This window comes from Caulobacter sp., assembly GCF_035254145.1.
GTDB lineage: Bacteria > Pseudomonadota > Alphaproteobacteria > Caulobacterales > Caulobacteraceae > Caulobacter.
The window spans coordinates 1-7,728 of record NZ_DATFAV010000034.1 but is presented as its reverse complement, the minus strand read 5'-3'; the positions used below and the strand labels follow the sequence as shown (position 1 = coordinate 7,728).

General features: G+C 68.0%; 9 protein-coding genes and 1 pseudogene. 8 read left to right on the top strand and 2 right to left on the bottom strand.

What is annotated here, in order from left to right:
* Positions 1-35: 35 nt before the first annotated feature.
* Positions 36-1,235, bottom strand: coding sequence for an ABC transporter permease (locus VJ655_RS01715; protein WP_324097639.1), 1,200 nt, complete (start codon positions 1,233-1,235; stop codon positions 36-38).
* 341 nt (positions 1,236-1,576) lie between these two features.
* Between VJ655_RS01715 and VJ655_RS01710 the strand changes: the two genes are divergently transcribed.
* The 3 genes and pseudogenes from VJ655_RS01710 to VJ655_RS01700 form a co-directional block, all read left to right on the top strand.
* Entirely contained in the window at positions 1,577-2,857 is a 1,281-nt protein-coding gene (locus VJ655_RS01710; protein WP_324097638.1) for a NupC/NupG family nucleoside CNT transporter, read from the top strand.
* 123 nt (positions 2,858-2,980) lie between these two features.
* Complete coding sequence (locus VJ655_RS01705; RefSeq protein WP_324097637.1) at positions 2,981-3,598, top strand: glutathione S-transferase; 618 nt, start codon at positions 2,981-2,983, stop codon at positions 3,596-3,598.
* A gap of 16 nt (positions 3,599-3,614) precedes the next feature.
* Positions 3,615-3,723, top strand: a pseudogene (locus tag VJ655_RS01700) (hypothetical protein); the annotation flags it as partial.
* 5 nt (positions 3,724-3,728) lie between these two features.
* On the opposite strand, the gene VJ655_RS01695 reads toward VJ655_RS01700, so the two are convergent.
* Positions 3,729-4,181, bottom strand: coding sequence for a PaaI family thioesterase (locus tag VJ655_RS01695; protein WP_324097636.1), 453 nt, complete (start codon positions 4,179-4,181; stop codon positions 3,729-3,731).
* 103 nt (positions 4,182-4,284) lie between these two features.
* On the opposite strand from VJ655_RS01695, the gene VJ655_RS01690 reads away from it, so the two are divergent.
* From VJ655_RS01690 to VJ655_RS01670, 5 genes are all read left to right on the top strand, one after another.
* On the top strand, positions 4,285-4,575 hold the full coding sequence (locus VJ655_RS01690) for a DUF3253 domain-containing protein (RefSeq protein ID WP_324097635.1): 291 nt from the start codon (positions 4,285-4,287) through the stop codon (positions 4,573-4,575).
* Between the two features lie 48 nt (positions 4,576-4,623).
* Entirely contained in the window at positions 4,624-5,208 is a 585-nt protein-coding gene (locus tag VJ655_RS01685) for a uracil-DNA glycosylase family protein (RefSeq protein ID WP_324097634.1), read from the top strand.
* Positions 5,205-6,263, top strand: a complete 1,059-nt coding sequence (locus VJ655_RS01680) for an alpha/beta hydrolase (protein ID WP_324097633.1) — start codon at positions 5,205-5,207, stop codon at positions 6,261-6,263. Before VJ655_RS01685 ends, VJ655_RS01680 begins: the two co-directional genes overlap by 4 nt.
* A 62-nt stretch (positions 6,264-6,325) precedes the next feature.
* Positions 6,326-7,387 (top strand): Leu/Phe/Val dehydrogenase, encoded by a 1,062-nt coding sequence (locus tag VJ655_RS01675; protein WP_324097632.1) that lies wholly within the window; start codon positions 6,326-6,328, stop codon positions 7,385-7,387.
* A 49-nt stretch (positions 7,388-7,436) separates the two neighbouring features.
* The gene (locus VJ655_RS01670) at positions 7,437-7,727 is read left to right on the top strand and encodes a UvrB/UvrC motif-containing protein (protein ID WP_324097631.1); all 291 of its coding nucleotides are present in this window, start codon (positions 7,437-7,439) and stop codon (positions 7,725-7,727) included.
* Position 7,728 lies beyond the last annotated feature (1 nt).

Genomic DNA, 7,728 nt, shown 5'->3' with positions numbered 1-7,728 from the left:
CGCGCTCTGGCCGCGCTTGTGGCTGTGATCGTTGCTCATCGCAGCAGATCCGCGGGTTGGCTGTTCTTGAGGATGCCCAGCGACAGGAAGCCGGAGAGCATGGCGATGACGATCAGGAAGACGGCGACCACGCCCACCAGCATGGGCGGGAAGTACATCGGCACGCCGCCGGCGCTGGCCAGCAGGGTGACCAGCCAGGTCAGAAGGCCCGCCGCCAGCACGCCGACGATGCCGACCCAGAAGCTGAGCTCCATGACGATGTTGCGCAGGTCGCCCATCGACACGCCCAGGGCGCGCAGGGAGGCGAACTCCTTGATGTTGGCCATGATGGCGCCGCGCAGGGTCTGCCAGGTGATGGCCACGCCGATCAGCAGGCCCAGGAACGCCGAAAAGCCCAGCATGATGCCGATGATCTGATCTTCGAGCATGGCGCCGGAATTGGCGTCGGCCAGCTCCTGGCGGGTCCAGGCGCGGAACTTGCCGTCGGCCTTCTTGTTCAGTTGCGCCGCGACGATCTCGGCGCGCGATGGATCCTGGATCTCGACCATTAGAGGGCCGACGCGCTGGCCGGTGTCGGCCTCGCCCAGCATCCGCAGGGTGTCGCGCGACATCACCAGGGTGGGCTGGATGATGTTGGGATAGCCGGTCGTGACGACGGCGATGTTGATGGTCTTGCCGTTGTAGAGGGCCTTGTCGCCCTTCTTGACGCCCAGGCGCTTCAGCGCGGTCTGGTCGACGGCCACGGCGTAGGGACGACGCAGGGCCTCGATCATCGACTGGCTGTAGTCGGTGGGCACGGTCACGTAGCCGGGAATCGCGTCGATCACCGTGACGTTGACGAACTCGGTCTTGCGGGCCGTGCCGCCGCCTTTCCCGCCCTTGCCGGCCTTCTTGGCGCGGGCTTCCTCCTTGGCCTGCTGCTCGGGCGACAGGATGTTCTGGAAGCGGCCGCCGGACCCGTCGAGCGGAGCGACCTGAGTGACTTCGGGATGGCTGTAGACCAGCGGAATCATCCGGCGCGGCAGGCCCGAGGGACCGCCGAACAGCGCCTTGGCGCCGGGGCCCAGCACCATGATGTCGGCGCGGGCGCGGTCGATCTGGGCGGTGAAGCCCTTGCCGATCCCCACGAACATGCCGACCTGGGCCAGCACCAGCAGGCCGGAAAAGGCGAGGGCGACCACGGCCGCCATGTAACGACGCCACTCGTAGAGAAGAGTGGACAAGGCCAACGACATTCGGACTCTCGCTCCCCAAACCGACGGTTGCAGGAATGAACGGCGATCGGCGAAGGTCCAAGTTAAATCGGGGTAAGGCGCATTTCTGGCGTGAAATAATCGGCCGGCGCCGAGTGAGAGGCGAAGATCGCCACGGATTCGAAGTTTCGCGACGCGCGCGTGTCCCTGGCCCAGGCCGGCGGCCGGCCCTTTTGACGGTAAGCGGCTTCTGACTTAGGCGCCGGGCGTCGTCCTTAACCATTCCTTACGCAAGCCGCTTGCGTGCGACGGTCGTCTTGGTGTCATTTCGCCCCTTGGCCGGCGTCGCGGGGGCGCCGCCACTTTGTAAGGTCTTCGTCTTGATGTTCCGTCCCGAGAACGTTCAGGCCCTGGCGGGTCTGGCGCTCACCCTGGGCCTCTGCTGGCTCGTCTCCGAAAACCGCAAGCGATTCCCCTGGGTGCTCGCCATCGGCGCCATCGTGATCCAGGTGATGCTGGTCCTGGTGCTGTTCGGCCTGCCCCAGGCCCAGAAGCTGATGCAGGGCGTCAACGGGGCGGTCGAGGGGCTCGGCGCCTCGACCCAGGCGGGCACGGCGTTCGTGTTCGGCTTCCTGGCGGGCGGCGACCAGCCCTATCCGGTCAGCAATCCGGGCGCGGGCTTCATCTTCGCCTTCCGCGTCATGCCCGTGATCCTGGTGGTCTGCGCCCTGTCGGCGCTGCTGTGGCACTGGCGGATCCTGAAGTGGCTGGCCCAGGGCTTCGGCTTCGTGTTCCAGAAGACGCTGGGCCTGCGCGGCCCGCCGGCCCTGGCCACCGCGGCCACCATCTTCATGGGCCAGATCGAAGGCCCGATCTTCATCCGCGCCTATCTCGACAAGCTGTCGCGTTCGGAGCTCTTCATGCTGATCGCGGTCGGCATGGCCTGCGTCTCGGGCTCGACCATGGTCGCCTACGCCACGATCCTGCACGACGTGCTGCCCAACGCCGCCGCCCACGTGCTGACGGCCTCGATCATCTCGGCCCCGGCCGGAGTGCTGCTGGCCCGGATCATCGTGCCGTCGGACCCGATGGAGCGGGGCGGCGACCTCGACCTCTCCACCGAGGACAAGACCTACGGCAGCGCGATCGACGCGGTGATGAAGGGCACGACCGACGGCCTGCAGATCGCCCTGAACGTGGGGGCGACCCTCATCGTCTTCGTGGCCCTGGCCACGATGGTGGACAAGATCCTGGGCGCCATGCCGATGGTGGGGGGGCAACCGCTGAGCATCGCGCGCGGCCTGGGCGTGATCTTCTCGCCGCTCGCCTGGGCGATGGGCGTGCCCTGGAAGGAGGCCGGAACCGCCGGCGGCCTGCTGGGCGTGAAGCTGATCCTGACCGAGTTCACCGCCTTCATCCAGCTGTCGAAGGTCGGCGGGACCCTGCTCGACGAACGCACCCGCATGATCATGACCTACGCCCTGTGCGGCTTCGCCAACATCGGCTCGGTCGGCATGAACGTCGCCGGCTTCTCGGTGCTGGTGCCCCATCGCCGTCAGGAGGTGCTGAGCCTGGTGTGGAAGGCGATGATGGCCGGCTTCCTGGCCACCTGCCTGACCGGCTCGCTGGTCGGCCTGATGCCACGGTCGCTGTTCGGGCTTTGATTCCCGAGCGCGTCGCGGCGGAAATTCAGAGGTCACCCCCATCCCAACCCTTCCCCCATCAAGGGGGAAGGGCTTTTATTCCGTGACGGAAGGCGCGCAACTTCTCGGGACGGGAGGAACCACATGAAGCTCTATGACAGCCGTCGCGCGCCCAATCCTCGGCGGGTTCGCTGGTTCATGGCGGAGAAGGGGATCGAGGACATCGAGATCGTCGATATCGACATCTTCGGCGGCCAGCATCGACAGCCCGACTATCTCGCCAAGGCCGGCCTGCCCAATGTGCCGGCGCTGGAAATCGACGAGGCCACGACCATCACCGAGTCGGTGGCCATCTGCCGCTATCTGGAGAGCCTCTATCCCGAGCCGAACCTGTTCGGCCGCGACCCGCGCGAGATCGCGGTGATCGAGATGTGGACGCGTCGGGCCGAGATGCTGCTGTCGACGCCGCTGATGATGGCCGTGCGCCACAGCCATCCGGCGCTGGCGGCGATCGAGACCCAGGTCCCGGAAATCGCCGAGTCCAATCGCAAGGCCGCCGAGCGCGCCTTGAAGGTCTTCGATCGACGTCTGGCCGAGAGCCCCTTCATCGCCGCCGACCGCCTGACCATCGCCGACATCCTGGCCGTCACCGGCCTGGATTTCGCCCGCATGGTCCGCTTCCGGCCCGACGAGGAGCTGGCGCACGTGAACCGCTGGCTGAAAGCGATGATGGAACGCCCGGCGGCGAAGGCGGGGGTTTAGAGGATCAAAATCCTCCCCCCAGCGGGGGAGGTGGCCGAAGGCCGGAGGGGGAAGTTCTGCTGAACCGGCCTCTTCCCCCTCCGTCGTCTCTTCGAGCCGAAACCTCCCCCGCCAGGGGGAGGATTGCAGTTCACCGCGACCGGATCTTCTTGATCACGCCGGAGAAGTTCAGCATCGGGCTGGATCCCGTCGCGATCAGGCCGCGGATGAACAGCAGCGAGCCGCCGGCCCGGACGACCTCGCCGCTCGCCGAGACCAGATCGCCGGGGCGGGCCGGGCCGACGAATTCGCCGTTCAGGCTGACCGTCACCGCGCGGGTGTCGGCCAACTCTTTCCAGGCGATGGCGAACAGGGAGAAGTCGGCGAAGGTCATCATGCAGCCGCCGTGCATGAAGCCGCCGCCGTTCATGTGTTTCTTCTCGGCGCGGAAGGCGGTGGTGACGCGGCCGTCCTCGCCTTCGCGGAAGTAGAAGGGGCCGGACTGGTCCTCGAACGGATCCATGCCCGACCATGTGCGCCAGCCGGCCCAGTCGCCGGTCTCCACCAGGCGCGGTCCGCTGATCACCTCGTTGCCGCCGTCCATCGCAATCCCCTCCGTTTCTTTTGAGGATCAGCTAGAAGGCCTTGGCGCTCGGCGCAAGCCGTCGGTCTCGCCTCTGATGACAATCCGTGGCAAGGGAGCGCCCATGACCTCCCCGATCCAAGACACCATCCTGTCCCAGCTGGCGGCGCTGCCGCAGGGCAAGTCGATCGACCCCATGAACGTCGCCAAGGCGATCCAGCCGGAGCGCTGGCAGCAGATCCTGGGCCACGTGCGCACTAACGCCATCGAGCTGGCCCGCGAGGGCAAGGTCGTGATCCTGCGCCACAACAAGCCGGTCAATCCCGAGAAGTTCCGCGGCGTCTATCGCATCCGCCTGCGCATGGAAGGCGATCCCACCAGCTTCGAAGAAGAAGTCGCCGGCGACGAGGACTGATACTCGGCCGAGCTTGGGACTTTAAGGATGCGCGCCTAAATCCCGTCCATGCCGCTCGACGCGCTCCTTGCCGACATCGCCGCCTGCCGGGCTTGCGGACCCTACCTGCCGCATGTCCCCAGGCCCGTGGTCCGCGTGCGAGCCGAAACCCGCATCCTGATCGCCGGCCAGGCGCCCGGACGGGTCGTCCACGAGACGGGTCTGCCGTTCAACGACCGGTCGGGCGACCGCCTGCGCCAGTGGATGGGCGTGGATCGCGAGACCTTCTACGGCCGGCCCGAGATCGGCGTGGCGGCGATGGCCTTCTGTTTTCCGGGCACGAACCCCAAGGGTGGTGATTTCCCGCCGCCGCCTCGCTGCGCGGCCTTGTGGCGGGCGCAGCTGCTCGCCAGATTGCCGAACGTGGAGCTGACCCTGCTGGTCGGCGCCTACGCCCAGGACTGGGCGCTGCCGGGGCGAACCGGAAGGACCATGACCGACACCATCGCCGCCTGGCGCGATTTCGGGCCGAACGTGATCCCGCTGCCGCACCCCTCGTGGCGCAACACCGCCTGGCTGAAACGCAATCCGTGGTTCGAGGCCGAGGTCGCGCCCTATCTTCGCCAACGGATCGCGGCAATTCTCGGCTCATGACGCGACGCGACCTGTTCCTCGCCGCTTCCGCCGCCGGCCTGAGCGCTTGCGCCCCCCTGACCCAAAGGCCCGATCTGGCGGCGCTCGGCTTCCGGGGGCCGCGATTGCAGGACGACGCCTTCGTCAGCTTCGACGGCGTGCGGTTGGGATTGATGCGCTGGCTGCCGGCCGGTGAGCCCGACTGGGTGGTGGTTGGGCTGCATGGCATGAACGACTACGCCAACGCCTATCATCTGGCCGGCGCGTGGTGGGCGGGGCGAGGGATCGCCACCTATGCCCTCGACGTCCGCGGCTTTGGCCGTTCGCCCGAGCGGGGCATATGGGCGCCGACCGATCTCGTGCTGGAAGACGTGCGGGCCCTGATCCTGGCCGTTCGCGAGCGCCATCCAGCCGCGAAGGTGGCCCTGGCCGGCGTCAGCATGGGCGGGGCGCTGGCCATCTGCGCCATGGCCTCGGCCAATCCGCCGCCGGTCGACAAACTGATGCTGTTCGCGCCGGCGGTCTGGGGCTGGTCGAACCAGCCGCTGCCCAACCGCATGAGCCTGTGGTTCACCGCCCACGTGGCTGGCGACTGGGTCGTCAAGCCGCCCGAGTGGCTGGTGCGCAACGTGATGGCCAGCGACAATATCGACGAACTGCGCCGGATGGGCCGCGACCCCCTGATGATCTGGGGCGCGCGCTCGGACACGATCTACGGTCTGGTGGGTCTGATGGAGAAGGCCTGGAGATCGACCGGAGAGATCCAGGTTCCCACCGCCTGGTGCTACGGCGCCAACGACCACATCATCCCGCGCGAGCCGACGGTCGAGGCTGTCGGGCGGCTGCTGCCCGGGGCGCGAACGGCCTACTACGCCAAGGGCTATCACCTGCTGCTGGTGGACCGTCAGGCCGAGCGGGTGTGGTCGGACGCCGAGGCGTTCCTGCGCGACGCGCCCGGAGCGTGGCCGCCCTCGGGCGCTCCGCCCATCCCCGCCAGCGTGGAAGCCATGACCGCCATGGACCCGCCGAAATCCCGCAAGGGGAAGATGTCGCACCGCCCGCCTTCAGGCTTGTGACGCGAGGCGAGGGCGGGTACATCCCCCGCCACGTTCATCCCGGCTTAGGCGAGACCGACAGCATGACCTTGTTCGATTCCCCCGATTTCGAGGGACATGAAGGCGTTCACGCTTTCTTCGACGAAAAAACTGGTCTCAAGTCGATCATCGCGATCCACTCGACCGCGCGCGGTCCGGCCGCCGGCGGTTGCCGCATGTGGGACTACTCCAGCGCCGACGCCGCCGTGACCGACGCGCTGCGCCTGTCACGCGGCATGTCCTACAAGAACGCCATGGCCGACCTCGACTTCGGGGGCGGCAAGGCCGTGATCATCGGTGACAGCCGCAGCCAGAAGACGCCAGAACTGTTCGAGGCCTTCGGTCGCGCGGTCGACAGCCTGGCCGGGCGCTATTGGACGGCCGAGGATGTCGGCGTGTCCGTGGCCGACCTGACCGCCACCCGGCGCACCACCCGATTCGTCGCCGGCCTGGAAGGCCATGCGGCCGCCTCGGGCGATCCCTCGCCGGTCACCGCCGAGGGCGTGTTCCGCGGTGTTCGCCTGTGTGTCGAGCGCGCGCTGAACCGTGACCTGAACGGGGTCCATGTCGCCATCCAGGGCGTCGGCCATGTCGGCGGATACCTGGCCGAAAAGCTGCACGCCGCCGGCGCGCGCCTGACCATCGCCGACGTCAATCAGGGCGCGCTGAACGCGGTGGCCGCCAAGACCGGCGCCACGATCGTGCCGACCGACGCCATCTTCGACGTCGAGGCCGACGTCTTCGCGCCCTGCGCCCTGGGTGGCGCGATCTCGGCCGCGACCTTGCCGCGCCTCAAGGTCAAGATCATCGCCGGCGCGGCCAACAACCAGTTGGCCAATGCGGCGATCGGCCAGGCCGTGTTCGAGCGTGGGGTCCTCTACGCGCCGGACTACGTGATCAACGGCGGCGGCATCATCAACGTCGCGGCCGAGATCCGCGCGCTGGAGGCCGGCGGCGCGTTCGACGGCGGATGGGTGTCGACCAAGCTGGACCGCCTGGCCCAGACCCTGGGCGAGGTCATCGACCAGTCGATCGCCGAAAAGCGTCCCGCCGATCTGGTCGCCGACGAGATCGCCCGGGCCCGCATCGCCGCGGCGCGCGGCTAAAGGCCTGCTCGCGCGTTCTTCATGGGAAGCCGATCCCATGGAGGCCGCCGTGTCGCACTTCGATGAGCTGAAGGAACAGTTGGAAGAGGCGGTGGCCGCCGAGGATTTCGAGACGGCCGCGAAGCTCCGCGACCATATCCTTGGCATCCAGCACAGCGCTCTGGCGCGCGACGTCGAGGAGCCGCCGCAGGCGTCGTACTTCCAGCGTCAGGTTCCGGGCCGGATGGGCCTGGGCACGGACCAGCCCACGCCGCGCAAGCCGGAGGGCTGGGTCCCGCCGCCCAAGCCCGACCCGATGACCGCCGGCCATTCGCGCGGCGGCCGCCGGCGGAAGGGCTAGG